This window comes from Limnohabitans sp. (assembly GCF_040401135.1).
In the GTDB taxonomy this organism is placed as follows: Bacteria; Pseudomonadota; Gammaproteobacteria; order Burkholderiales; family Burkholderiaceae_C; genus Limnohabitans.
The window spans coordinates 17,598-43,073 of record NZ_JBBAOV010000019.1; the positions used below are offsets into that span (position 1 = coordinate 17,598).

The 25,476-nt window shown below is 52.0% G+C and carries 24 protein-coding genes; 12 read left to right on the top strand and 12 right to left on the bottom strand.

What is annotated here, in order from left to right; all coding sequences use genetic code 11:
• Position 1 precedes the first annotated feature (1 nt).
• The 3 genes from phoU to phoR all read left to right on the top strand — a co-directional run bounded on the left by phoU (position 2) and on the right by phoR (position 2,772).
• Positions 2 to 706: a phosphate signaling complex protein PhoU gene (gene phoU, locus ABWP81_RS06970; protein ID WP_353140579.1), complete on the top strand. Its 705-nt coding sequence runs from the start codon at positions 2 to 4 to the stop codon at positions 704 to 706.
• Between the two features lie 14 nt (positions 707 to 720).
• Positions 721 to 1,407 (top strand): phosphate regulon transcriptional regulator PhoB, encoded by a 687-nt coding sequence (gene phoB, locus ABWP81_RS06975; protein ID WP_353134679.1) that lies wholly within the window; start codon positions 721 to 723, stop codon positions 1,405 to 1,407.
• Between the two features lie 135 nt (positions 1,408 to 1,542).
• Positions 1,543 to 2,772 (top strand): phosphate regulon sensor histidine kinase PhoR, encoded by a 1,230-nt coding sequence (phoR, locus tag ABWP81_RS06980; protein ID WP_353140582.1) that lies wholly within the window; start codon positions 1,543 to 1,545, stop codon positions 2,770 to 2,772.
• Here the strand turns inward: phoR and ABWP81_RS06985 are convergent.
• From ABWP81_RS06985 to ppk2, 4 genes are read right to left on the bottom strand one after another with little or no spacing between them, the layout of a single operon-like run.
• Positions 2,769 to 2,996 carry a hypothetical protein gene (locus ABWP81_RS06985; protein ID WP_353134685.1) on the bottom strand — a complete coding sequence of 76 codons (228 nt, stop codon included), beginning with the start codon at positions 2,994 to 2,996 and terminating at the stop codon, positions 2,769 to 2,771. The two genes, phoR and ABWP81_RS06985, sit on opposite strands and share 4 nt — an antisense overlap.
• 9 nt (positions 2,997 to 3,005) lie before the next feature.
• On the bottom strand, positions 3,006 to 4,304 hold the full coding sequence (locus tag ABWP81_RS06990; RefSeq protein WP_353140585.1) for a CorA family divalent cation transporter: 1,299 nt from the start codon (positions 4,302 to 4,304) through the stop codon (positions 3,006 to 3,008).
• Positions 4,305 to 4,355: 51 nt separating this feature from the next.
• Positions 4,356 to 4,751 carry a diacylglycerol kinase gene (locus ABWP81_RS06995; RefSeq protein WP_353140587.1) on the bottom strand — a complete coding sequence of 132 codons (396 nt, stop codon included), beginning with the start codon at positions 4,749 to 4,751 and terminating at the stop codon, positions 4,356 to 4,358.
• A gap of 49 nt (positions 4,752 to 4,800) precedes the next feature.
• Entirely contained in the window at positions 4,801 to 5,682 is an 882-nt protein-coding gene (ppk2, locus tag ABWP81_RS07000; protein ID WP_353140590.1) for a polyphosphate kinase 2, read from the bottom strand.
• 236 nt (positions 5,683 to 5,918) lie between these two features.
• Here ppk2 and ABWP81_RS07005 point away from each other — a divergent pair, with 236 nt between their 5' ends.
• From ABWP81_RS07005 to ABWP81_RS07015, 3 genes are read left to right on the top strand one after another with little or no spacing between them, the layout of a single operon-like run.
• Positions 5,919 to 6,686: a TRAP transporter TatT component family protein gene (locus ABWP81_RS07005; RefSeq protein ID WP_353140593.1), complete on the top strand. Its 768-nt coding sequence runs from the start codon at positions 5,919 to 5,921 to the stop codon at positions 6,684 to 6,686.
• A 9-nt stretch (positions 6,687 to 6,695) separates the two neighbouring features.
• A complete protein-coding gene (locus ABWP81_RS07010; RefSeq protein ID WP_353134700.1) occupies positions 6,696 to 7,721 on the top strand; it encodes a TRAP transporter substrate-binding protein in 1,026 nt (341 codons plus the stop codon).
• On the top strand, positions 7,718 to 9,523 hold the full coding sequence (locus ABWP81_RS07015) for a TRAP transporter large permease (protein ID WP_353140596.1): 1,806 nt from the start codon (positions 7,718 to 7,720) through the stop codon (positions 9,521 to 9,523). Before ABWP81_RS07010 ends, ABWP81_RS07015 begins: the two co-directional genes overlap by 4 nt.
• Positions 9,524 to 9,545: 22 nt before the next feature.
• On the opposite strand, the gene ABWP81_RS07020 is transcribed toward ABWP81_RS07015, so the two are convergent.
• On the bottom strand, positions 9,546 to 10,289 hold the full coding sequence (locus ABWP81_RS07020) for a lysophospholipid acyltransferase family protein (protein ID WP_353140599.1): 744 nt from the start codon (positions 10,287 to 10,289) through the stop codon (positions 9,546 to 9,548).
• Positions 10,290 to 10,432: 143 nt separating this feature from the next.
• Between ABWP81_RS07020 and ABWP81_RS07025 the strand changes: the two genes are divergently transcribed.
• The 3 genes from ABWP81_RS07025 to lplT are packed head-to-tail and all read left to right on the top strand — an operon-like array spanning position 10,433 to position 13,306.
• The gene (locus tag ABWP81_RS07025; RefSeq protein WP_353140602.1) at positions 10,433 to 11,281 is read left to right on the top strand and encodes a GNAT family N-acetyltransferase; all 849 of its coding nucleotides are present in this window, start codon (positions 10,433 to 10,435) and stop codon (positions 11,279 to 11,281) included.
• Entirely contained in the window at positions 11,281 to 12,057 is a 777-nt protein-coding gene (locus ABWP81_RS07030) for a UDP-2,3-diacylglucosamine diphosphatase (RefSeq protein ID WP_353140605.1), read from the top strand. The genes ABWP81_RS07025 and ABWP81_RS07030 overlap by 1 nt, the downstream gene beginning before the upstream one ends.
• Positions 12,058 to 12,070: 13 nt before the next feature.
• Positions 12,071 to 13,306 (top strand): lysophospholipid transporter LplT, encoded by a 1,236-nt coding sequence (gene lplT, locus ABWP81_RS07035; RefSeq protein WP_353134715.1) that lies wholly within the window; start codon positions 12,071 to 12,073, stop codon positions 13,304 to 13,306.
• Here the strand turns inward: lplT and ABWP81_RS07040 are convergent.
• From ABWP81_RS07040 to ABWP81_RS07050, 3 genes are all read right to left on the bottom strand, one after another.
• On the bottom strand, positions 13,303 to 14,178 hold the full coding sequence (locus ABWP81_RS07040) for a cation diffusion facilitator family transporter (RefSeq protein ID WP_502905520.1): 876 nt from the start codon (positions 14,176 to 14,178) through the stop codon (positions 13,303 to 13,305). The genes lplT and ABWP81_RS07040 overlap by 4 nt on opposite strands.
• Positions 14,179 to 14,247: 69 nt before the next feature.
• Complete coding sequence (locus tag ABWP81_RS07045) at positions 14,248 to 15,030, bottom strand: PA4824 family protein (protein ID WP_502905518.1); 783 nt, start codon at positions 15,028 to 15,030, stop codon at positions 14,248 to 14,250.
• Entirely contained in the window at positions 14,975 to 16,168 is a 1,194-nt protein-coding gene (locus ABWP81_RS07050) for a glycosyltransferase family 4 protein (protein WP_353140613.1), read from the bottom strand. The genes ABWP81_RS07045 and ABWP81_RS07050 overlap by 56 nt, the downstream gene beginning before the upstream one ends.
• Positions 16,169 to 16,315: 147 nt before the next feature.
• Here ABWP81_RS07050 and ABWP81_RS07055 point away from each other — a divergent pair, with 147 nt between their 5' ends.
• Positions 16,316 to 16,924: a hypothetical protein gene (locus tag ABWP81_RS07055; protein ID WP_353134727.1), complete on the top strand. Its 609-nt coding sequence runs from the start codon at positions 16,316 to 16,318 to the stop codon at positions 16,922 to 16,924.
• Positions 16,925 to 16,979: 55 nt separating this feature from the next.
• On the opposite strand, the gene ABWP81_RS07060 is transcribed toward ABWP81_RS07055, so the two are convergent.
• Complete coding sequence (locus ABWP81_RS07060) at positions 16,980 to 18,611, bottom strand: aminotransferase class III-fold pyridoxal phosphate-dependent enzyme (RefSeq protein WP_353140616.1); 1,632 nt, start codon at positions 18,609 to 18,611, stop codon at positions 16,980 to 16,982.
• A gap of 54 nt (positions 18,612 to 18,665) precedes the next feature.
• On the opposite strand from ABWP81_RS07060, the gene asd reads away from it, so the two are divergent.
• A complete protein-coding gene (asd, locus tag ABWP81_RS07065) occupies positions 18,666 to 19,544 on the top strand; it encodes an archaetidylserine decarboxylase (RefSeq protein WP_353140619.1) in 879 nt (292 codons plus the stop codon).
• Between the two features lie 34 nt (positions 19,545 to 19,578).
• Here asd and ABWP81_RS07070 read toward each other — a convergent pair whose 3' ends face one another.
• From ABWP81_RS07070 to ABWP81_RS07080, 3 genes are read right to left on the bottom strand one after another with little or no spacing between them, the layout of a single operon-like run.
• A complete protein-coding gene (locus tag ABWP81_RS07070) occupies positions 19,579 to 21,351 on the bottom strand; it encodes a PHA/PHB synthase family protein (RefSeq protein WP_353140622.1) in 1,773 nt (590 codons plus the stop codon).
• On the bottom strand, positions 21,344 to 22,954 hold the full coding sequence (locus tag ABWP81_RS07075; protein WP_353140625.1) for a PEP/pyruvate-binding domain-containing protein: 1,611 nt from the start codon (positions 22,952 to 22,954) through the stop codon (positions 21,344 to 21,346). The genes ABWP81_RS07070 and ABWP81_RS07075 overlap by 8 nt, the downstream gene beginning before the upstream one ends.
• Complete coding sequence (locus tag ABWP81_RS07080; RefSeq protein ID WP_353140628.1) at positions 22,951 to 24,672, bottom strand: DUF47 family protein; 1,722 nt, start codon at positions 24,670 to 24,672, stop codon at positions 22,951 to 22,953. Before ABWP81_RS07080 ends, ABWP81_RS07075 begins: the two co-directional genes overlap by 4 nt.
• Before the next feature lie 463 nt (positions 24,673 to 25,135).
• Between ABWP81_RS07080 and ABWP81_RS07085 the strand changes: the two genes are divergently transcribed.
• Entirely contained in the window at positions 25,136 to 25,423 is a 288-nt protein-coding gene (locus tag ABWP81_RS07085) for a hypothetical protein (RefSeq protein WP_353140631.1), read from the top strand.
• Positions 25,424 to 25,476: the final 53 nt, after the last annotated feature.

Sequence of the window (25,476 nt, forward strand, 5' to 3'; positions counted from 1 at the left end):
CATGCCTGATAAACACTTGTCCTCGCAGTTCGACGCCGACCTCAACAACATCTCTTCACATGTGATGGAGTTGGGTGGTTTGGTGGAGTCTCAAATTCGCCAAGCGGTTTACGCTTTGTCTCAGTTCAGCCCAGAAGCGGCTGATGATGTGTTGGTGACCGAAGTCAAAGTCAACAGCCTTGAAGTTGAAATCGATCGAGAAATCGCATCCATTATTGGTCGTCGTCAACCGACAGCCGGTGATTTGCGTTTGCTCATGGCGATGTCTAAAACCACGGCCAACCTCGAGCGCGTGGGTGACGAAGCCGCCAAGATTGCCCGTATGGTCAAGTCCATCATCAGCGGAACTGCTCCACGTACTTTGCCTTCGTCTGATTTGCGTGCTTCAGCCGAAATGGCCTCTGGCTTGTTGCGTAAAGCCTTGGATGCCTTTGCGCGTTTGGACGTGCCCATGGCAGTCTCCATCTTGCGTGAGGACCACGAGATTGACAAAGAGTTTGACGGCTTTGTGCGCAAGCTCATCACCTACATGATGGAAGACCCGCGCACCATCTCTGCCAGCTTGGATTTGTTGTTCATTGCCAAAGCCATTGAGCGCATTGGTGACCACTCCAAAAACATTGCTGAATTCATCATCTACATCGTCAAGGGCGAAGACGTACGTCACATCCCATTGGCTGATGTGGAATCGTCCATGAGCAAGTAAAAGGTTTTGGGAAGATGAAAATAGCTCGCGTGTTGGTGGTGGAAGATGAGTCGGCTATTGCCGAACTTATTTCGGTGAATTTGCGTCACCACGGCATGTTGGCCGTGTTGGCTGCAGATGGCAACGCTGCTCAGGTACACATTGACGAGGTACTGCCCGATGTGATTTTGTTGGATTGGATGTTGCCTGGTCAAAGTGGTTTGGAGTTGGCGCGTCGTTGGCGTGCTGACCCTCGCACCAAGACCATACCTATTCTCATGCTCACTGCGCGTGGCGATGAGCCCGACAAAATTGCAGGCCTCGATGCTGGTGCTGACGACTACATCACCAAACCTTTCTCGACCCAAGAACTGTTGGCTCGCATCCGTGCAGTCCTGCGTCGCCGTGCGCCAGAGCAAGCCAGTGATGTGGTGCGTATTGGCGCTTTGCAGTTGGATGGTTCAACGCATCGCGTGAGCTTTAACGATCATGGCATCAAGCTCGGCCCCACAGAGTTCAAACTACTCAATTATTTGATGCACCACGCCGAGCGCGTGCACAGCCGCAGCCAGTTGCTGGACCGTGTTTGGGGTGACCATGTGTTCATCGAAGAGCGCACGGTTGACGTGCATGTCAAACGTTTGCGCGAAGCCTTGGGTGAAGCAGGCAGCATGGTTGAAACCGTGCGTGGCGTAGGATATAGGATCACGCACCAGCCCTAAAACCTACACAAGGTTCCTGTGATCAGTCGATTTTTCTCGTTTCTTTCTCTGTTAGCTTTTGGCGCCGCAATCGGTTTTGCATGGGCAGTAATTGGAGACAAGCAACCGTCTATTTATTCGCTGATCGGTGCCTTGTTGGCTAGCATCTTGTGGGTCTTGGTCGATGCCTGGCGGGGTTACCGCATGCGCTCTTGGCTGCGCAGAGGTGATTTGGCCATGGCGCCCCAGATGTCGGGGTGGTGGGGTGTGCTTTCAGACCGAGCGCGCAAGCTTTTACGCGACCGTGAACGCAGCATCGCAGCTGGTGAGCAGCGACTCAAAGACTTCCTTTCCGCCATTCAAGCTTCCCCTAATGGCGTGGTGATGCTCGATGCCAATGCGCAAATTGAGTGGTCTAACCAAACTGCAGCCAACCATTTGGGCATTCATCCTGAGCGTGACGTGATGCAACGTGTCGGCAACTTGTTGCGCGACCCTGTCTTTACGGCTTACATGGCGGTAGAGCATCCTGTGGATCCCGTGGTGATGGCGGGTCACAGACACCGAATGTCTAGTCCTGTGCGCATCTCTGTGCAGCGCCATCGTTATGGTGAAGGAAAGCAACTGTTGCTGACCCGAGATGTCACCCTGCTAGAGCAGGCTGAGGCCATGCGACGCGACTTTGTGGCCAACGTCTCGCACGAAATTCGCACACCTCTTACCGTCTTGTCTGGTTTTGTAGAAACACTGCAAACCCTAGATTTAGATACCCATGAGCAACATCGCTATTTGGCTTTGATGGCGTTGCAAGCCGTGCGCATGCAGGGCTTGGTGGAAGACTTGTTGACGCTTTCTCGCTTAGAAGGCAGCCCCGTGCCAAATTTTATAAACACGGTTCCTTTGTCAAGCTTGCTGGTTGCGTGCGAGTCAGAAGCCCGTGGCTTATCGGACATCATTGCCAAAGGTGCACCGCTTCATCACATTGCGTTTGAATCCTCCTCTTTGCTAGACCAAGCGTTGCTCATGGGCGAGCAGCGTGAGTTGCAAAGTGCGTTGTCTAATTTGGTGACCAATGCTGTGCGTTACACGCCGGCCGGCGGGCACATTAATGTGTCGGTGGAACAAGCCGCCGACGCCAGTTTGTCGATTGCGGTGCGTGACACAGGCGCTGGCATTGCCGCCGAGCATTTGCCTCGCTTGACCGAGCGTTTTTACCGCGTGGACCGCAGCCGTTCCCGCGAGTCGGGTGGCACGGGTTTGGGGTTGGCCATCGTCAAGCATGTCATGCAGCGTCATGGTGGCAGCCTGTCCATTACCAGCGAGCTCGCCAAGGGCTCATGCTTTAAGTTGACGTTTCCCGCCAACCGTTGGCGCATCGCCCCTTAAGCGCTGACCGCAGGTACCACGCGGCAGTCGCCGCAAAAAAAGTGGCTGGCATTTAAGAAGCGACGAAACGAGCCCGTGGATCTCGGTTTGTGTGTGCCGCATTTGATGCAGCTCATCATTTCTCCCGTTCTGCCCGTACCTTCAAAGGGTGAGCCATTTTTCTTGCTGCTGTAGCGCAGACCGTCGCCGCTGATTTGGGTTGTTTCGTGTTTGTGGTGTGACATCGTGTTCAATCAGATAGTTCTTTTCAGACGTTTTTTTTCAAAATGTTTCAGCAAAACATAAGTGACAAAGCCGATGCATGCAGAGCCAAGAATGAAGCCACCAAATGACAGAGGCCAAGGTGTGCCCTCGGTCATCATCGAAAACTCAGACATGCCGCCTATGCCGGCCAAGATATTGATGGGCATGAACACCACACTAAACACCGTCAGTTGGTTCACGCGTTTGTTTTGGTTGATGTTGATGAAACCAATGGTCGCATCCATCAAGAAGTTGATCTTGTCAAACAAGAAGGCGGTGTGGCTGTTGAGCGAATCGATGTTGCGCAGAATTTGTTTGGAATCCGATATTTGATCTGTCGTGAGCAAACGGCCCCGCATCAAAAAGCTCAGTGCACGTTGGGTGTCCAAAATATTGCTGCGAATGCGACCGTTTTGATCTTCCTCTTCGGCAATGTCGGCCAAGATACCCGCGGCTTGCTGATCGGTGATAGCTTCACTCAGCACATGGCGGCCGACCACGCCGAGCTTGGCATAAATGTTTTCTAGCGAATCAGCCGACACCTCCACATCTGCACCGTAGAGGTCGAGCAGCAAGTCCACGCTATCAGTCACGTAGCCCGGCTGCGTGAGGGCTCGACGGCGCTGCAAGCGAAAGACAGAAAGCTCTTCGTTGCGCAACGAAAACAAAATGCCACCATGCAAGATAAAGGCCACAGGCACGCTTTTGGAGCTGCCCTCGCGGTCTAGCAAAAAGTTGGAATGCAGGTGAATATCGTCGTTTTCTTCCACATGAAAACGGGCACTCACCTCAAGGTCGGTGGCTTCAATCGGGTCGGGCAAGGTGACGCCAAAGTGTGAGCCCACAAACATGCGCTCAGCTTTGGTGGAGTTGATCAAATCCACCCAAATGGGTTTGGCGCCTTCTAGGTCTTGGCGACCTGAAATAGGCATATTTTTAAGGCGCCCCTCGATCAGTTCGTACACATTGATTTGGCTGTCTTCAAATCCGGGCTGGCGGTCGCCAGCCAATTCGGTGCGGCGAACGTCTGAGAGTTCCCACAAAACATTGTTTTCAAGTTCGCTGGGTAACTTGTGCCATAACTTTTGCGCATCTTGGAGTGGCAGCGCATCTAGGTAGCCACCCAACTCGGTCGCGCTTTGTTTGGCGATGAAGTTAAGCAACTCGGCATCATGCTGCTTTTGCAGCAGAGACGCCACAAAGTCGTGCTTGTGCATTTGCTGACTATGAACCATGCCATCCACCAGTTTTTGTTTGTTCAGCATCTCGATGAGATTTTTCAGTGACATGGAATGATCCAGTAGGCGATGAAGATCGCCCTAGTCTTATTCAAGCTGGCTTCAGAGGTAATGAGAGAACTTGACAAACAACGCTGACAGCCAAATGCCTATGCACAACACAATGCTCAACAGCACGGCGGCGCTGCCCAAGTCTTTGCAGCGTTTTGAGAGGTCGTGCCACTGCGGGCCGACGCGATCAATGGCGGACTCGAGGCCCGTATTTAAGAGTTCGACTGTCAAAACAAAAATAACCGATCCTGAAAGAAGTGAAATTTCAACCCAGTTGTTGCCCAAGAAAAAAGACAACGGGATCAATGCGTAGGCCAAGTAGGCTTCTTGTTTAAAAGCGGTTTCATGCATGGCCGCTTGCAACCCTTGCAATGAATACCCCAGGGCATGAATGACTCGGTTTAACCCACGTCTTTGTTTTTGTAGATTTTCATGAATGTCGTTCATTGCGTGCAAATTTATCCGTGGTTTGTGACGCAGATATGAAGCGATTGCCTCAGTACTTGTCTGGCACGATCATGCTCTCTGGCACAGGGTGACGAATGTAGTCAGGGTTGCGCACGCGGGCGGGGAGTTGTATTTCAGGGTGTGCGATTTCGTGGTAATCGAAATGGTCCAACAGATGGCGTATGCAATTGAGGCGTGCGCTTTTTTTGTCAACCGCTTGCACCATCCACCAAGGCGATTCTGGTGTGTGTGTGCGCTCAATCATGGTTTCTTTGGCTTCTGTGTAGTCTTCCCAACGACGACGGCTTTCTAAGTCCATGGGGCTGAGCTTCCACTGCTTGAGTGGATCGTGGATGCGACCTAAGAAGCGTGTATGTTGCTCGTCGTCGGTGATGGAGAACCAATACTTGATGAGGGTGATGCCGCTGCGTGCCAACATTTTTTCAAACTCGGGCACAGTGCGAAAAAACTCTTCGTACTCGTCGTCATTGCAAAAGCCCATGACTCGCTCTACGCCAGCGCGGTTGTACCAGCTGCGGTCAAACAACACAATTTCGCCAGCGGCTGGTAGATGCGCCACATAGCGCTGAAAGTACCACTGTGTGCGTTCGCGGTCGTTGGGGGCGGGCAGGGCAGCCACGCGACATACGCGGGGGTTCAAGCGTTGGGTGATGCGCTTGATCACACCGCCTTTGCCCGCTGCATCGCGGCCTTCAAAAAGAATCACCACTTTTTGTTTGGTGGCCACGACCCAGTCTTGCAGCTTGACCAATTCGCCTTGTAAGCGCAGTAATTCGCGGAAGTATTTGACACGGCTGGCGTTGTCGCCATCTTCGTCAATGGACATCTCCAGCTCTTCATCCAACGAGTCCAAGAGATCGTCGCGCAGGCGTTGAATTTGTGCTTCGTCGAGTTTGTGTTGGTCGGTCATATCAATTTCCTTTTGGTAAATTGTGGCCAGTGACTGTTTCAACTTCATGACGGTTTGTCACTAAATATTCACATGACTGACTTACATTGCTTTTTTACCGTCGTATTGCAATCCATTGAGGTGACCTTATTACTTATCGTTTCATTGCTTGTTTGGTTCTGGTTTCTACTTTGTCTGGATGTGCTGTTCGCCCCTTTGTGGTGGATCAGACTGCGCAAGCGCTTTCTGGTCAGGGGATGTCGAATGAAGATGATCTTCAATTGGCGCGTGAGGCCAGTGCTTTTTATTTGAAGTTCTCTGAGTCGGTGCTCAAAGAAACGCCGGGCCATTTGAAATTAGCCGAGTCAGTATCGGCCGGTTTCACGCAATATGCTTACGCTTTTGTGGCCTTTGATGCTGAAAAGATAGATGCCAAAAGTCCCCAACTCGCAGCCGATATGCGTCTACGTGCAGGGCGGATGTATGCCCGCGCTCACCGCCATGCCATGACCGCACTTGAGCGCACGCAGCCAGGCTTTGCCCTTGCGTTGCGACAGGCGGATCCTCAAAAGCAACCCCGCTTGACACGAGCCCAAGTGCCCTTGGCGTATTGGGCTGCTGCATCATTGGGGGGCTGGGTTTCGATGTCCAAAGACGACCCCGAAGTGGTGGCTGATTTGCCGCTGTCCATGCGCTTGGCCGAGTTGGCTTGGCAAATCGACCCGGCTTATGGGCAAGGCGCCTTGGCCAGTTTGATGGGCACCTTGGAGGGTGCCAAGGTGGGTGGCTCGCGCCAAAAAGCGCAGTCCTATTACGACCAAGCGATTGCTTTGGGCAAGGGCCAAGAAGCGGGGCCATTTGTGGCCAAAGCTGAAGGCGTGGCCTTGCCCGCAGAAGATCGCAAACTGTTTGAGCTGTTGTTGAAGCAAGCCATCGACATCAGCCAACAACATCGCAGCCTGCAAAATGAAGTGATGCGTGAGCGTGCCCAGTGGTTGCTCTCAAATGTGGATGATCTTTTTTGAAAGCCGTGAATGACTAAGTTATTGAAATCATGTTTGCAAGTGTGTGTGGCTGTGGGTTTGCTGTGCGCGCAAACCGCGTCTTGGTCTGCTCCAGCTAATCAGTTGCGCTTGGGTACCTTGGCCCCCAAAAATTCGCTTTATCACCGCCAGTTGATGGAAGTGGGCGAGGTGTGGCGCAACTCGCAAGGTGGCAATGCCAAGTTTGTGGTGTATCCCGATGGCAGCCAAGGCGGCGAGACCGAACTGGCCCGCCGCATGCGCATTGGCCAGTTGCAAGGAGCTTTGTTGTCGGTGGTGGGCTTGCGTGAAATCGAGCCTTCTATTGCGGCTTTGCAATCCATGCCCTTGTTGTTTAAAACATGGGATGAGGTGGATTACGTGCGCGAAAAAATGCGCCCGGCTATGGAAAAAAAGTTTCTCGACAAAGGCTTTGTGGTGTTGGCTTGGGGTGATGCAGGTTGGGTACGCTTCTTTTCGAAAGAGCCCGCCTTCAAGCCTGAGGATTACCAAAAGATGAAGTTTTTTGCATGGGGCGGCGAAGCTGACCAGCAAGAAATTATGAAAAGCATGGGCTACACGCCTGTGCCGCTAGAAACCAGCGATATTTTGCCGTCGGTGCAAACGGGCATGATCAATGTGGTGCCTTCTACGCCTTACTTTGCCTTGGCCAGCCAGGTCTACACCATGGCGCCCAATATGTTGGAAATTAACTGGGCACCCATCGTGGGCGCCTTGGTGGTGACCAAAAAAGCATGGGACGACATGAGCCCCGACACCCAAGCGGCGGTTCGTGCGGCGGGTGACAAAGCCGGTGCGCAGTTGCGTGCCAAAGCCCGCCTTGAAGTGGAAGAGGCCGTGGACGCCATGAAAAAGCGTGGCTTGATTGTCAACAAGCCCAATGCCGAACAGATGCGCGCTTGGAACGACTTGGCCGAAAAGCTCTATCCCCGCATACGTGGCACTTTGGTGCCTGCTGAAACCTTTGACGAGGTGTTTCGCCACTTGAAGGTTTACCGCGCAGGTAAAGGCAAATGATGGGTAGGCTTATCAAAGGCCTGACGCAGGCCGACGCTTGGCTGGCCGCCTTGGCATTGGCGTTGATGGCCTTGATTCCCTTGGTTGAAATTTTGGCGCGTCCCATGATGGGCAAGGGCGTCGATAACGCGCCTGTGGTGGTGCAGCACTTAGGGCTGCTCATGGCCATGGCCGGAGCCATTGCGGCCGAGCGCTTTGGCCACCTCAGCAGCTTAGGCGTGTTGGTGCCGCGCTTTTATGCGGTGGGGCAGTTAGGTGCGGCAGCGGTGTGCGGCGTGTTGGTATGGGCCAGCGGCCAACTGGTGCTGAGCGAAATGTCAGCCGAGCAAATGCTGGCTTATGGCGTGCCTGTGTGGTGGTTTCAAGCGGCCATGCCGGTAGGCTTTGCGTTGCTGGGGTTCAAGTTGGGTGCGCGTTGTGCGCAGCAGTTGGGCCTCAAGTGGCTGGGTGCGTTGGTTGCTCCGTTGATGGGCGCATGGCTGGCCTACAGCTTTGATGGGCAAGCGTTGCCGCTGTGGCCTTGGTTGATAGGTCTCGTGCTCATGTTGGCTTTTGGCGCGCCTATTTTTGCGGTGTTGGGCGGATTGGCGCTGGCTTTATTTTGGCAAGATGGTTTACCTCTGGCGTCGATTGCCTTGTCGCATTACCAAATCACGGTCAACCCCTCGTTGCCTGCCTTGCCCTTGTTTACCTTGGCTGGTTTGATCTTGGCGAGCACCGGTGCGGCGCAGCGTTTGGGTGCCGTGTTCGTGGCCTTGTTTGGTGGCGGAAAAATCGGCACTGTGATTGCCGCAACGGTTTTGTGCTCTTGCTTCACCGCCTTCACGGGCGGCAGCGGCGTGACGATTTTGGCGTTGGGTGGTTTGTTGTTGCCCCTGCTGCAAGGTGTGGGCTACCCCGAGCGCAAGGGCATCAGCTTGGTGACCAGTGCCAGCGCTTTGGGTGTGTTGTTGGCGCCATCGGTACCGCTCATCATGTACGCCATCATTGCGCGTGTGCCTATCAACACCATGTTCTTGGCGGGCCTCGTGCCAGCTGTGGTGATGGTGGTGTGCTTGCTTATTTTTGGTGGCTACTTGCGGCAAGACGTGGTGCGTTCAGCATCAAGTGCCCCATCCAAATTCAGCATGTCTGCCTTGCGTCAGGCTTCATGGTGCGCTAAGTGGGAGCTTTTGGCGCCTGTGGTTGCCATTGGTTCTCTGGCCAGTGGCCTGGCCACACCGACGGAAAGCGCGGCGCTAACTGCTATGTATGCAGTGCTCACCCAAGCGTTTGCGCATCGTGAACTGGATGCTAAGAAACTGGGCGACTGTTTGTCACAGTGCACCCAAATCATTGGCGGTGTGATGCTGATCTTGGGTATGGCCTTGGGGTTGACCAATTACTTGGTCGATGCCGGCATTCCAGACTTGGCGACCGATTGGGTGCAAGGCGTCACGCAAAACAAATGGGTGTTTTTGCTGGCACTCAATGTGTTCTTGTTTGCCGCCGGTGCGCTGATGGAAATCTATGCCGCCATTGTGGTGTTGGTGCCTTTGCTGTTGCCCTTGGCGATCAGCTATGGCATTGATCCCGTGCACTTTGGCATCATCTTTTTGGCCAACATGGAAATGGGCTTTTTGTGCCCGCCCGCTGGCATGAACATTTACTTTGCATCTGCGGTGTTCAAGCAACCTATTCGCACCGTTGCTGCGTCGGTGGCGCCCGCTTTGCTAGCCATCTTTGTGGGCACTTTGTTTATTTCTTGGTTGCCGCTGCTGGCCACTGGCTTGCCAGACTTGGTCATGTCGATCGCTAAGTAAAGCCCAAGCCCTTGTGGGGCAATTAAGTGTTGAGCAGCGCAAGTTGGCTGCTGACACTGCGTTGCGTCAACTGCGCCAAGGTTCTGCGCGAATGGCCTTCAGGCGAGAGCATGTCGCCCACATTTACTTTGGCATGAATGCCCGTTGAGCTCATCACTTGGTGCAGAGATTGCACAAAGCCAAGATCATCAATAAAGGCGGCTTTCAAGCAATGCGCACCCGTGTGTGGGTTGGTGTATCGAATGGCCAAAGGCTGCACAGGAATGTTGTGACTGACGGCCGCTTCAAACAAATTGCCATGGAACAGCTTGACCGAACTACCTTCACTGCTGGTGCCTTCGGGGAAACCAGCCACGCAATAGCCGTGGTGCAGCGCGCTGGACAATTCATCCACCATGTTGCGCGCAGAGGATGGCGAGCCACGGTTGACAAACACCACGCCGCATCCAGTGGCGATGCTGCCCACGATGGGCCAGCGTTTGACCTCTGCTTTAGCCACAAACACGCTGGGTTGTATGGTTTGAATGATCAGTGCATCAACCCACGACACATGGTTGGCCACCATTAAGCGGGGGGCTGCATCTGCAGGGGCAACTGAATAGTGAGCCTCGTGCACGACTTGGACGCCTAACACGTCCAAGGTTCTTTGAGACCAGTTTCGAATCTCTTCGAGTTTTCTCTCTCGGCTCAAGCGAGGAAATTTGATCCACAAAATCCAAAAGGCATCGCCAAAGGTATGAAGGAGGCGTAAATATTTAATGATCATGATTGGATGATCAGCATAGTTTTGGTATGTGACAGTTTGGTGAAGATTTACATCCTGTTTGTCACGAATATTTCATACAACCTTCGCGGTGAATTCACATGGGTTGTCAAGAATCCTTGGTATTGATTCACTAAGGACAGACCATGAAAGAACTGCCAAATCCAACAATGCCTTTGTCGTTCATCGATGTACCCCGGGGGTCACTTCATCGAAACGATCATGACACTCAAGAAGTTTCTGTCTCTGCCCAAAAAACGCAAGCTCGCCCAGCCCTGATTGTTGAATGGGCCAAGCACCAAGACGAAGTGCGCGAGGCGCAACGTCTGCGCTACGACGTGTTCGCCACCGAGATGGGTGCACGTTTGAAAGACAGCATTCCTGGTCACGACATTGATTTATTTGATGACTTTTGCGAACACCTAATCATTCGTGATGACGTGTCTGAGCAAGTCATCGGCACCTACCGTGTGTTGACACCAGCCCAAGCCAAGCGCATTGGTAGCACCTATTCGGACCTAGAGTTTGATCTGACACGTTTGCGCCAATACCGCGAACGCATGGTCGAGCTGGGTCGCAGCTGCGTGCACCCAGACCATCGCCACGGCGGCGTGATCATGGCCTTGTGGGGCGCCTTGGCTGAGTTTATGGTGCGCAACAAACTGGACGTGATGATTGGCTGTGCCAGCATCCCCATGTTGCACCAAGGCGTGGTGAGTGGTGAAGTGGCAGCCAGCATTTGGCACCAGCTCAAGAAAACACATTTGACTGACATTGAAAACCAAGTCACACCCCGTTTGGCATTGCCTGTGGAACAGTGGGAAGTGAATCCCGCGTTTGAGCCCCCTGCGCTGATCAAAGGCTACTTGCGCCTAGGTGCCAAAGTATTGGGCGCACCCGCGTGGGACCCAGACTTCAACACTGCCGACTTGCCCATGTTGATGAAGATCAATGACATGCCCCCGCGTTACCGCAAACACTTCTTGGGCGCGTGATGCATTACCGAGCGATTTTCATTTCCGATTTGCACCTGGGCACGCCCGGTTGCCAAGCCGAAGCTTTGCTGGATTTCTTGAAAGAGCACACCAGCGATTATCTATACCTCGTGGGCGACATCATCGATGGTTGGCAACTGCGCCGCCGTTGGTATTGGCCGCAAGCTCACAACGACGTCATTCAAAAGCTCTTGCGCAAAGCACGCAAAGGCACCCGAGTGATTTATGTGCCGGGCAACCATGATGAGTTTGCGCGCCATTTCTTGGATCACAATTTCGGTGGCATCGAAGTGTTGGAAGAGACGGTGCATCAAACCGCCGACGGTCGCAAATTGTGGGTCATACACGGAGACTACTTTGACGCCGTGGTGCAGCAAGCCAAATGGTTGGCCTATGTGGGCGACTATTTGTACGAGTTCACCCTCAAGCTCAACCGCTACTTGAACAACATGCGCGGTCGTTTGGGTTTGCCGTATTGGTCACTTTCTGCCTACCTCAAGCACAAGGTGAAAAAAGCCTTGAACTACGTCACTGATTTCGAAAACGCTGTGGCCCAAGAGGCGGCCAAACACGGTTATCAAGGCGTGGTGTGCGGACATATTCACCGTGCAGAAATTCGTGATGTGAATGGTATTTTGTACTGCAACGATGGCGATTGGGTGGAAAGCCGCAGCGCCTTGGTGGAAAGCGAAACTGGCGAGTTGTCGTTGCTGTTTTGGGAAACTGAGCCAGTCATGGTCACTAATCCTGAATTGGTCAACGTGGTTGGAACCTAGTTCTATGCGTTGAATGCCTAAAGGTTTTTATTTTCTGATTGGTGCACAGTTTGCATCCGGTCTTGCTGACAACGCGCTCCTTATCCTAGGCATCTACTTTCTTAACGAGCAGGGCTATCCGGGCTGGTGGGCGCCTTTGTTGAAGTTTTCTTTGACCTTGGCCTATGTGCTCTTGGCCTCGTTTGTGGGGCCGTTTTCGGATGCCTTTCCAAAGAACCGTTTAATGGCCTACATGAACGCACTCAAGATGGTGGGTGTGTTGCTGTTGCTGTTAGGCGTTCAGCCCATGTTTGCTTTTGCATTGATCGGACTGGCGGCTTCGGTGTATGCACCTTCCAAATACGGACTCGCCACCGAGTCCGTAGAGCCCCGCTTGTTGGTGCGCGCCAATGGGTGGCTTGAGGCATCTGTAGTGCTATCGGCGGTGTTTGGCATTGCCTTGGGTGGTGCTTTGACGGGTTTGACAGAGTCTGGTGTTGCCAGTGAGTTTGCCGAATTGTTTTCGTTTGCCTCAGGTGTTTTGGTCGAGACCCAAACCTTGCCTGCGATGGCCTTGGTGTTGTGCGTCTACATCACCGCTGCGGCCTTGAACTTTGGCCTCAGACCCATGCAACGTCGTGCGGTCATGGTTCCCTTAACGTGGCATTCCATCCGCTGGAGCGCTTTTTGGAAAACCAACCTGAGGCTTTGGCGTGATCCTCTAGGCGGTGTCTCGTTGTATGTCACCACCTTGTATTGGGGTGTGGGCGCAGTGATGCAATTTGCGGTGTTGTTGTGGGCAGAGCAGACCTTGAAATTGACATTGAAGTCAGGCGCTTATTTGCAAGCATTGGTCGCCTTGGGTGTGATCTTGGGCGCGTTTTTGGCGGGCCGAAGCTTCAAGTTGCACTCTGCACGTCAATCCCTGCCTTGGGGTTTGCTGTTGGCCGTGCTGCTGCCCGTGATGGTGTGGGTCACAGAGGTTTGGTTGGCCATTCCGTTGCTGTTGTGCGCGGGCCTGGCCGGTGGCATGTTGTTGGTGCCAATGAATTCTTTGTTGCAGCACCGTGGCATGCAGGTACTGAGCTCGGGCCGCTCCATTGCCGTGCAGGGCTTTAATGAAAACATGAGCGTGCTGGTGATGTTGGGTGTTTACAGCGGCTTGCTGGCCTTTGGCGTGTCACTGTCGTGGATCATGCTGATGTTTGCAGCCGTGTTGATCGCCGGCATCGCGCCGCTGTGCTTGCTGCTCTGGCGTCAAGTGCGTTAAAGGTGATCGGCGTCTGGTTTTTGCCAAGGGTCGACGTGGGCCATCAAGTTCAGCACACGGTGACGTTGCATGACCCTTCGTCTTGCTTCAACCGCAATGTCATGACCAGCTTCCACGGTGATGGCGGCATCCACTTCGATGTGGGCATCTACCACAATCATGTCGCCCATTTTGCGGGTTTTGATGTCGTGGGCATTGTTGACGCCAGGCGTTCCTAGCAAGGTGTGTCGAATGGCAACCACTTCGGCTTCGTCGGCCGAGCGGTCCATCAAATCGTGCAAGGCGTCCCACCCAAACTCCCAGCCCATTTTGGTCACCATCAGGCCCACCACTAAGGCGGCAATGGGGTCAAGAATGGGGTAGCCCAGCAAGTTGCCCGCAATACCAACTCCCACCACCAAGGACGATGCAGCATCAGACCTTGCATGCCAAGCATTGGCCACCAACATGCTGGATTTAACTTCTTTGGCCACCCTCAACATGTAGCGAAACAGCAGTTCCTTGGCCACCAATGCACCCGCCGCGACATAGATCGCCAGCACATGAACTTGTTGCAAAGACTCGGGGTGTTGCACTTTGTCAACGGCCGAAAACAGCATACCAACCCCGACCGCCAACAGCAGCAACCCCAATGCCAAAGAGGCGGCGGTTTCAAACCGTTGATGGCCGTAAGGGTGCTCTTCATCAGCATCTTTTTGGCTGTGATGGTTAGCGATCAGCACCACGAAATCGGCCACCAAATCTGACAAAGAGTGAATGCCGTCTGCGATCAAGCCTTGTGACTTGGAAAAAATACCCGCAGCAATTTGCACGATCGTCAGTACCAAGTTGACACCAACGCTCACCCAGGTGCAGCGTGAACCTGCTTGCATGCGTGCCTTGGCATCTGATTCCGACGTTTCCGAGTCGAGCTCGAGCTTAGAAAAATTCATAAAAATAATTTAGAAAATAGATTCTGGAATGTAGCGCAGGCCAAACGATATCCAACGCGTGTTGCTAGAACCGTTGTATTGTTGACCGATCGTGGTGTCGATTTGTAACAGGTTGGGAATCAACGAATACCGCGCACCCGTTTGCCAATAGGGCTTGGCCTTGTGATCGCCAAAGGTTTCGGCGATCAACATCATTCGTTCGCTGGTTTGAATTTCTGCACCAAAGCCATAGGTCATGCGATGTTCATTTGTTGATTTGTCCCGCATCCACCCCACATTGGTGTGATAGATCACTTTGTCGTTGAGCGTGGAAATAGACAGCGGTATGTAGGCATAGGTATTACCCAAGCTGTTGGGACCAAGAATGACGCTGGGGTGATTGACTTGACCCACAGCCAAGCCCCATCCGTAACCATTGGTGTTGAGCTCGCGAAACAGCGTTTTGCCTTGCAATACATAGTCATTGATGCCGGGTTCGCCTGTTTTTTTGGAGCGGCCGCCGCCTGCCGTGATTTCAAAATTGCCAGTTGGGTTGCAAGCGGGCAGGGCCCATTGCTCTTGGCTGTTTTTGTAGACCCGTGTCCAGCTCTCTAGCTGGCAGCTTCCGGCGGTGGTCAGTCGCGCATCATCTGTCATAAAAGGGCGGGCTGCAAATGCAGAAATGCTAGTGAGCAGTGACAGAAAAATTAAAAGGTGTCGCATGATGACCGAAGAAAAAAGGTAGGCCTGAATCAGCTTAACCCAGTTCGATGGCACGTTGAAAAATGGTTTCAACTTGGCCCGCGATTTCATCCCAGCCTAGGTGCTCCACACTAGGGCGGGTAAATTCTCTTGCCCGCGCAAGTGTTGCGCTGTCTTGAGTGATGTCGAGTGCACGCTGTATGTAGGTCTGAGGTTCGTCACTGGGTATCAACCAACCATTTTTTTGGTCTTGAATAAATTCACCCGCTGCTGCGCAGTCAAAGGCCAGCACCGGTGTACCACATGACAGAGACTCCAGTGTAACGTTACCAAAAGTTTCTGTCAGGCTAGGAAAGAGCAACAAATCGGCGCTGGCATAAAGCGTGGCCAACTGTTCGTGTGTGCACATGCCCACAAAAATAGCATCGGGGCATTTGGCCTCGGTGATGCCGCGCATCGGGCCATCGCCCGCAAACACCATCTTCACTTTTCTGCCTTGGGCCTGAAGCGTTTGGTAGGCTTGAATAGTGAGGTTGAGGTTTTTTTCTGCAGCTAAGCGGCTGGTCGACAGCAGCACCAGTGTGTCTGGGGTCACTCCCCAACTTGCACGCATATCTTCGCTGCGCTTGTTGGCATGAAAGAGCTGCGTGTCCACGCCCCGCGCCACCACTTTGAGGTTTTTAAAACCCATGGTCTCGAGTTGGTGCTTCATGGCCAAGGTGGGCACCATGGTGAATGCCGTTCTGTTATGAAATTTACGCAAATAAGCCACGATGGGTTTACTGAGCCAGCCGACGCCGTAGTGTTGGCAATAACTGTGAAAGTTGGTGCGGAAATCAGAGGTGACGGGCAGGCGAAGTATCTGAGCTGCTTGCAGGGCAGACCAGCTTAGCGGACCTTCGGTGGCAATGTGCACCAGGTCAGGGCGGCGCGTGCTCCATGCTTTGATCAGCGCCTTTTTGCTGGGTAAGCCCAGCTTGAGTTGGGGGTATCTTGGAATGGGTAAGCCACGCAACAAAAGCTCAGACCAACCCGCGTTTTCAACGCCCTCGTCATGTTTGTCTTGCCGCGGACGAATCACCTGAATGGTGTGTTGGCGTTGGCCTAGGTGATGGATAAGCTTGGAGAGGGTCATTGCCACGCCATTGACTTCTGGTGGCCATGTTTCTGTCACAACTGCGATGCGTAAAAAACGTTGCGCAGGTTCGAAGTTTTCAACCAAAATAGGGGGCGTGCTTGTTAAGTCCATACACGCATGATGGCTAATGAATTTAACAACTTGATGACAAATTAGTGATGGCCGGAAAGAATTTCATCTATATTTCTTTTTACTGTCACCAAATTTTCACATGACAGAGAGATCATCACTCTGTCTTGCAACATATGAGGAACAGACGTGAAAAACTTTCTAGAAGAATTGCGCATTCAACGCTGGGATGACCACCGTTATTACCACCACTGCCGCATCAACCAGTCATTGCATTTGCTCAGCGCACTTTGCTTTTTAGTTTCCTATGCCTTGTTGTTTGTAAACCCTGCTTGGGCCGCTTTGTTGGCTTGGTTGGTTTCGATGACAGCGCGTCAATCAGGTCACTTCTTTTTTGAGCCACTGGGCTACGACCATGTGAACGAAGCCACCCAAGATTTCAAAGAAGAAATCAAAGTGGGCTACAACCTGCGTCGCAAAGTTATTTTGCTGAGCATTTGGGTGTTGTTGCCTTTGGTGATTTATTACTTCCCAGGCTCGCTCGATGTGGTACCAACTCATGAAACATGGGTGGAGTTTTCAGAAGCCGTTGGTTACTCTTGGTTAGCTTTGGGTGTGGGTGGCTTGTTGTTCCGCACCATTCACTTGTGCTTCATCAAGGATGTGCAAACTGGTTTGGTATGGATGAGCAAAATCGTCACAGACCCCTTCCACGATGTGTACCTGTATCACAAGGCGCCGTTCCAGTTGCTCCGTGGTCAGCGCTTTGATCAAGATTTCTTAAACGCTAGCAATTAATCTCAGCGTTATCTAGTTAAGGCGTTCAGGTTTTATGACCTGAACGCCTTTTGCATTATCGGAACAAAGTTTCTTTCAAGATGCTGCGGCGAATGCTCTTGTTGGTCATCTCGGGCGAGTGCCACCACCAGCCATCGTTCTTCATCTGTGTGGTGGCTGTCACAAAGCGCTGTAACACGGCTTCAAAGTCAGCATCGCTGTAGTTGAGGCTGAAGATCATTCGACCTGTGCCCACCCAGCTCAAAGCCAAGCCTTGGACGCGCAGGTAGTACTGCAGCATCCAGTTGTAGCGGCTGGGTTGTGTGTAGAACAGGGTCCACACGCTGGACATGTTGGCGGCTTGCAGAGGGATGTCGTTGGCCTTCATGGCGTCGTTGAACATCTTGCAGCGCGCATTCCAGCGCTCGTCTAGCCCGTCGTAAATGGCCTGAATTGCTGGGGTTTCGATCTCGTCCAAGAAGGCCGACATCGCGCCCATCACCACGGGGTGTTCTTTGAAGGTGCCGCGTGCAAAGCAAATATTTGCTGGGCGGTCGGGGTGAAAGCGGTGCATCCATTCCTTCTTGCCACACACCACACCCACTGGGAAGCCGCCGCCCAGTGTTTTGCCATAAGTGACCAAGTCGGCTTGCACGCCGAAATATTCTTGTGCGCCACCGGGGGCCAAACGGAAGCCCAAAAACACCTCGTCAAAAATCAGCACTACACCGTTGTCGGTGCAGGCTTGGCGAAGCTTGTGCAGCCAGGCGGTGTAGGCCTCGCGGTCATAGGCGGCCTTGCGGCTGCTATCGACCAAGGTGGAATCGCCCGGAGCGTTGACGTTGGGGTGAATGGCTTGCAGCGGGTTGACCAACACGCAGGCAATGTCTTTGCGTGTGCGAATGACCTCTAGGCTGCGCTCGCTCATGTCGCTCAGGGTGTACGTTTCGCGTGGGGGCATGGGGTTGCCCGGACCCGGCTGCACGTCTTCCCACCAGCCGTGGTACGCACCGCAAAAGCGCACCAAGTTTTTGCGTTTGGTGTGGTAGCGGGCCAAGCGCACGGCTTGCATCACGGCTTCTGTGCCCGACATGTGGAAGGACACCTCGTCCATGCCCGAGATCTTCTTTAAGCGTGCAGCGTTGCTGGCTACGCAGGGGTGGTACACACCCAGCGTTGGCCCTAAGGCTTGCGTTTTGGCGAGGCCTTCGGCCATGGTTTTTTTGTAAAAGTCAGCGCCAAACACGTTGACGCCATAGGAGCCGGTCAGGTCATAAAACGATTGGCCATCCAAGTCGGTCACATGCACGCCAGATGCCGATTGCAAGAAAGAGCCCACTTTCAAGTGCTCTTGCACCATGGGGCTGAACTGAAAGGGCACACGGTAGGCCGCGATGAATTGCATGTCGGTGATGTCTTCACGGGCCGCTGCGCTGGCTTGAATGCTAAGCGGATGGCGTGCCTTGAGCACCTCTGCAATTTTGAAAAATGCTTGGCGGCGAAGATTTTGTACTTCAAAGGGCGCGTTGTCACATTTAAAGAACACTTCTTCGTCAAAATGGTAGCCGGGTAACAAGCGCGCCAGTCGTTTTGCCATGCGCGAGTGTCCGGCCAGAGAAGGGTGCTTGGCCCGGGAGAGTTGAAGTCGTCGGTAGATGGACGGCGTGAATGCTGCCAGAGCGCCCAAGCTCATCAAAGTGGTGTTCACAGTCAATTTCCTTGTGTTAAAGATGTTTATGTTTTATTCAATTTAAGTGACAAGATGATGAAAATTCGCGATAAATTTCAAAATTTAATGCTGCAAGAAGACCTGAACTTTTTACTCACCAACCGCATCCCCCGAATCTCCCTGACGCGATTTATGGGATGGTGGAGCCAGTTGCGCAACCCATTGATCGTGAAAGCGTCGATTGCGGTCTGGCGTTGGTTCACCGATTTGGATTTGACGGAGTCAAAGCAACATAAATTTGACACGCTGCACGCCTGCTTCACGCGTGAGTTGAAGCCAGGCCTCCGCCCCATTGACCCCAGCCCCGCCGTGATGAGCTCGCCTTGCGACTGCATTGTGGGTGCGTGTGGCGAGATTCGCGATGGCATGGTGTTTCAGGCCAAAGGCTTTCCCTACACCTTAGACAGTTTGCTCAGCTCGACCGACTTGGTTCAGCATTGGCCCAGCGCGCTAGAGGGCGGCACTTTTGTCACCATGCGTTTGACCAGCAGCATGTATCACCGCTTCCATGCGCCGTGCGATGCGCACCTGAGCCATGTGACTTATATCTCTGGCGATACGTGGAATGTCAACCCCATCGCTTTGGTTCGTGTGAAAGAGTTGTTTTGCAAAAACGAGCGTGCCGTATTGCAAATGAAAACTGCACATGGCACGCCATTTTTGATCGTGCCCGTGGCCGCCGTGTTGGTGGCCAGCATGCGTTTTCATGCCGTCGATGTGCTGCTGAACCTGCGCTACAAAGGCCCCAACGACATCCCTTGCGATGCCAACTACAGCAAGGGCCAAGAGATGGGCTGGTTTGAGCACGGCTCCACCATTTTGGTGTTTGTGCCGCCTGGCTTCGCCTTGGCCGAGGGTATAGAAAACGGCAAGCGCATCCGCATGGGCGAGGCGCTACTTACAAAGGTTTGATTTTTAAAGCCATGCTCTATCAAGATTAAATGGATCAGTCTGCGTAACGCGTCATGACGTATTCACCGGGTGCATCACACAAGGCATGCTTTGTTGACGGTGTTCGTGCCTTCACTTGATGGCTGCTGTTTTGTGTCAGCCATTCAGCCCACGCTAGCCACCACGACCCCTCAACCGATGGAGCTGAATCGGCCCATTCATCGGCATGTGTCCATCCATAGTCTTTAGATGTGTGGCCAATTTGGTAATGTCGGTGCGGGTGACCAGGCTCAGAAATGATGCCTGCGTTGTGGCCGCCTGAGGCAAGAACAAAGGTAATGTCGGTGTCGGTGAGTAAATGAATCTTGTAGACGGAGCGCCACGGTGAAACGTGATCGCGTACCGTGCTGACAACCATCATTGGAGCCTCGATATCAAGTAATGCGACAGCGGTATGTTGCAAACGATATTGCCCCTCTGCCAAAGCGTTGTGCAAAAACAAGTGTGTAAGGTACTCGTTGTGCATTCGTTCTGGAAGCCTTGTGTGGTCGGCATTCCAACTCATCATGTCGTTCCCGTTCTCATCTTTGCCGAGTAAATAGCGTTGAACGTTATGTGTCCAAATCAAATCTCGGGCATTTAAAAATCGGAAAGAATCTGCCATTTGACGGCCTGACAAATAACCAGTCTTGTTCATTTCTTCTCGCAAACTTTTCAATTGATCTTCGTCAATGAAGACGCCTAATTCACCAGGTTCAGTAAAGTCGGTTTGTGCCGCGAGTAGCGTGATACTTGCCAGTGTTGGATAGGTCGATGTTGAGGACTTAGCCAACCAAGCTGCTGCAATCGACAAAAAGGTTCCACCTAGGCAATAACCCATGCTGTGAACATGCGTGGTGTGTGTCTGAGTTTTGATTTGCGCCAGTGCTTCAAGTACACCTTGCGTTAGGTAATCCTCTAAACCTACATCTCGCATATGTTCATCAGGATTGCGCCAAGAAATCATGAACACGGTGAACCCTTGGTCAACCAAATACCGCACCATCGAGTTATGCGGTGATAAATCAAGAATGTAGTACTTCATGATGCATGATGGCACGATGATTAACGGCTCTGCTAGCACCTGACCTGTGCTTGGTGCGTACTGAATGAGCTCAATCAGTTCATTTTTAAAAATGACTTTGCCGGGTGTGATGGCCACATCAACCCCGACTTGATAGGGCAGTGGAATTAATGGCGTCGAGTCTTTCGATAACGTTTTTTGTCTTAGGCTTTGGTAATGGTCTTGCAAATAGTTTTGCATGCCTTTTGCAAAGCTCATGCCTAAGCTTTCGATGCCAACGCGTAAGACCTCGGGGTTGGTCTGTGCTGTGTTTGACGGCGACATAGCATCAACGATTTGTCGCGTAAAGAAATTCACTACATGTTGGTGATGCGGATGCATGCCGTCAATCTGTGCACATTGACGCCACCATTGCTCTGTTGTTTTGAAATTATTTTTTACAAGGCTATACGGCCATTGCGCCCAAGTTTGATCTTTGAAGCGCATGTCACTGTCTGACTCATCGGACTGCCAAGGTCGTTTGCTTAGTTCAAGATTTTTTTCGTTTGCACGATGGAGGGCCTGCCATGCATCGTATTGGCGCAGTAAGCGATAGCCAGGGGATGTGATCAGATGAGCCAACCAATCTTGATAGGCAAGGGCGAGCGAGATAGGAGAGAGCCCTGGGGTCAAAGACGCCCATTGTTTGTGAGTCGCTATGTCAACTAACTGAGAAAACTTCTTAAGTTCGGTTCGGATTTTTGTGTTTGGTGTGAGTTCAGTCATGTTTGACTCCGTTGCGAATTATTTCTAGACGTTCAAACAGAGCAGTATCTGGTTGATTGACGACAGAGAGGCGGCCTGCGTAAATGTGACCTTCATTGCCATCAAGTGTGAGCATGTCTCCTTCGCATAGGCTGGTTTCGCCAATCGTCAGTGAACGCTGTGCTTGATTGATCGTTAAATACTGACAACCAACCAAGCAAACCTTACCGAGCTGACGAGCCACAACAGCCGCATGAGATGTGCGTGCCCCTCGTGCTGTGAGTAAGCCGACCGAGAATTCCAACGCGGCAATGTCATTGGTTTCTGCATCTTGACGGATCAGAATCACTTCAACACCTGCGGTGTTGCGCTCTTTAGCCCGTGCTTCGTCAAATGCAATCTCTCCCGACACAATTCCACTACACGCAGACATGGCACTTGCTATGGGGGTTGCATGCGCAGATGCATCGTCCTCGCTTGCCAGTACCTGATGGATTAAGTGATCTTGCGTTAAGTGACTGGTGCGTTCTTTGGCAGTACGTTTGTCGATAACGCCTTCATCCAATAAATCCAGTGCAATTTGTGCTGCGGCAATCGGTGTTCGTTTGCCTGAGCGTGTTTGCAACATGAAGAGTTGGCCATCCTCGACAGTGAATTCGAAATCCTGCATATCTGAAAATTCAATCTCCAGAGCATGGGTATATTTTTGAAGTTGCAACCAAGCATCTGGTATCAGGCTTGCCATCGCATCGGCGCCATGCGCATTTCGGCGCCCCGAGACCACGTCTTCTCCCTGTGCATTGAGTAAGAAGTCAATCCACAAGTGCTTGTCACCGTTGGAAGGGTTGCGCGTAAAACCTACACCCGACCCAGCGTGTGTGCCACTATTGCCAAACACCATGCGTTGCAGTGTGACTGCTGTGCCCATCGTCTCCGAAATTGCGTTGATGTTTCGATATTCGCAGGCCTTGTCTGACTGCCAAGAGTTAAATACCGCCTGAATTGCTCCTGCCACTTGCGTGCGTGCATCCTGCGGAAAAGGTGTTTGCGCATGTGTTTCATACAAGCTGAGATATGTTTTCGCTAAGGTGCGCAACTCATCAAAATCAAGGCTGCGTTCATCACGACCTTGGGTGATGGCAACGAGTGCATCTTCAAACACTTGGCCAGAAATGCCCGCTACAACTTCACCGTAGGTGGCAATCAGGCGGCGGTATGAATCCCATACCAAGCGCGGGTTGCCTGTTTGTCGCAGGAAGCCGCCCAAAGTGCTGTCAGTCAATCCGATGTTCAGCAAGGTTTCCATCATTCCGGGCATCGACACGGGTGCGCCTGAGCGAACTGACAAGATCAAAGGGTTTTTCGAATCGCCCAGCCTCATACCAGCGGTACGTTCTAACGCAGGCAAGCCTTGCGAAAAAAGTGGTTCAAGGCATTCTTCGGGTGATTTGGTGTAGTGCGTCCCGATCACCAATGCGGCTGGGACTTTGAGCTCTAGGTCAGCCATACGCAACAGATTAAATGCTTTAGACCCCATGCTGTGGGGCCCCGGCTTGTGGTGTTCAATAGGTTGATCTGAGCCAATCAGATAAAAATGTTTTGGCCATTTCAAGTTTTTTTTCATAACGTCAGCGCATTCTTCTCAAAAACCATTTTTCGTAATTGATGTCCCACAGACAGCAAGGCATCTGAGGCGCTTTCAATGGCAGCAGCAAGGTCGCTTGTTAAACCAAATGCCACAGGTTGATCGTGCAAGTGAGTCACGATGAGGAGACGTGCTTCTCTGTAAAGTTCATCGCAATGCCGCTCCGCACGTAACATTTGCCACAGCACTTTCAAGAATGCATCTGTGTCTTGTGATGTGCCATCAGATGTAATGTCGCGCGCAATTTGAATGGCCTTGATGTAATCTTGAATTGCGGCTTGCGTGGCTTGCACGAGGCGTGCAAGCACAGCGCCTACTTCTTGAGTAATGCTGTGCATGGGCGTGCGAGTCAACATAGAGATTATGAAGATCGACTCCTCCAGCGTGTCTGCTACATCGTCAGATTGACTTAGCAAATGAACCACGGACTGCCATCGCGGTTGGCGTTCTGCGCGTTGACGTGCTTCTGTGAGTAGGCGATCAGCGGCATGCTCCCATTCTTTGGCTTGGTCTGCGAACACTTTGAACGAAATGACTGTTTGTTCCGTACTTGTTTCTAGGCATTGCGATAGCAGTTGCGAAAGCGCATGGCAGTAGGCTGCGTGATCGGCCAATAAATCAAATTCAAAGCTACGCTTGCGCAACACATGCACAAGCAACATACGTGCTTCGTCTGCGATAAGGCTGGTGGGTTGTTGATCGAGCAGCATGGCACTGCACATACGCATCAAATCTTCGAGAAAAAGTTCTGCAGCATGCTCGCCACACACCTCATCCAAACGATCGCCAATACGAAAAGCGTCGGAGGCAACACTTTGCATGGTTTGATAAACCAATTTTTCGCCACCTGCCAATAGCCAAGCCATGTGGCCGTATTCACTTTCTGCACTCTGGGTTAACAACTTGATCGCAACTTTCTTGCAGACGAAATGTTGCAAGCGCTTTCGTGCACGGTTCCAATCAATCACAAACACAATGCGCGAGCCAACCATGTATAAGGCCTGCAAGAGGTCTGTTTCTTTTTTCGCAAGAAATGTCGCTTTGCCAACGTAGTAAGGCTTTCCCGCATTTAATTCGGCGGTGATGACAGGTTCAAAAACTTGCCACTCAAAGCCAATGTTCTCGAGCATGGTTCTGAAAAAATCAAAGCGTCCTTTGTGCAATTCGGAGTAGGTGAGTTCAATCTTTTTATCTCTGACCTCAATTACCAACACATGTGCGTCATTGGTTCCTATGTCGTTTTGAATCAGCAGGCGTTTGTCATCTCTTGTGGCAGCAGTATCTAGCCCTGGGTGTGAGAACTTCAAAGGGGCCGTGCGTTGTAAACCATGCATGAATGCCTCGATGCGTGCATGATCTTCAGGCAATACATGCCACGCATGTGCACCTGCTATGTTTTCTGTGGAAATGGTGGACGCGATGGCATTGATGCATTTATGTAAGTCCATTACCAGCAAATGAAAACTGTCGTTTTGTTTTCTATCGCCGTGGGTTAGTGCTGTGATGGTTGCGTTGGAAATACCTTCTGCAGTTGAAAATTTCTTTAAATGTGAACGCCACACCTCGCAGCGGGCACATAAATTTTCGTTCGTTGCGTCGCGTAACTCAATGACTGGACGTGCCATCAAGCTAAGGTTTTCTTGTAAGTTATCAAAAAATATTTCTTGACTCGAAACAATTAAAAACTCATCTTCCAAGTAAGCACTGGTGGCGAAGTCCTTTACCCAGTCGAGTTCGACAAAACCTGCGCTTCGAAAGTCCTTGCCCCAGTCCAACACCTTGGCTTCAGGCATGAGCGCGTGTTGATTGGCTGATTGCAACAGTGTGATCAAGAGTTTGAGTCGATCATTGGCATTCAGTGCCAGAGTGATCCATGCCGGTAAAAGTAACGACTGCTGCCCGAGAGATTCCACTGCTTTGTTTTTCAACACATCATGCCCTTTTTGCGTCTATCAGGACATGGTTGTAAGGCTGCATGTCAAAGCAGTGACATTCAAAGTGGATGTGATGAACGTTTGATGTGAATCAAATAAATAAGATCAAAACCACAAAAAGCTGAAGGTATTAACCGCTAATTTTTGTCAATGTCACCAAAGCTTCACTGAAGACGTTCATCCTATGGTTGCAGCAATCCGTTGCAATCTACATGGAGCTTTTTCAATGACCAATGAGCACAACCTTGATCCTGAAATCCACGAAGATGAAGATGATGAGGAATACGAGTCCTTGGCTGACTACCACCGCATTGCAGCCTTGCACTATTCACAAGCCGCTAAGCACCATTCATTGGCTGCTGATGCTGATGACCAAGGCCATGAAGAGGCTCGCAACTCACACGTGTTTTTGGCCTATCGCCACAAGCTCGTGGCCAATCAGTACGCAGAGATGGCTGTGATTGAAAGCGACGAGTTGACTGACGACGATTCAGACGAAATTCACGCCGCTTGATATTGGGTGGCTAACAACGACACACGTATCAGAGCGTGAGTGCAAGGGAAGAC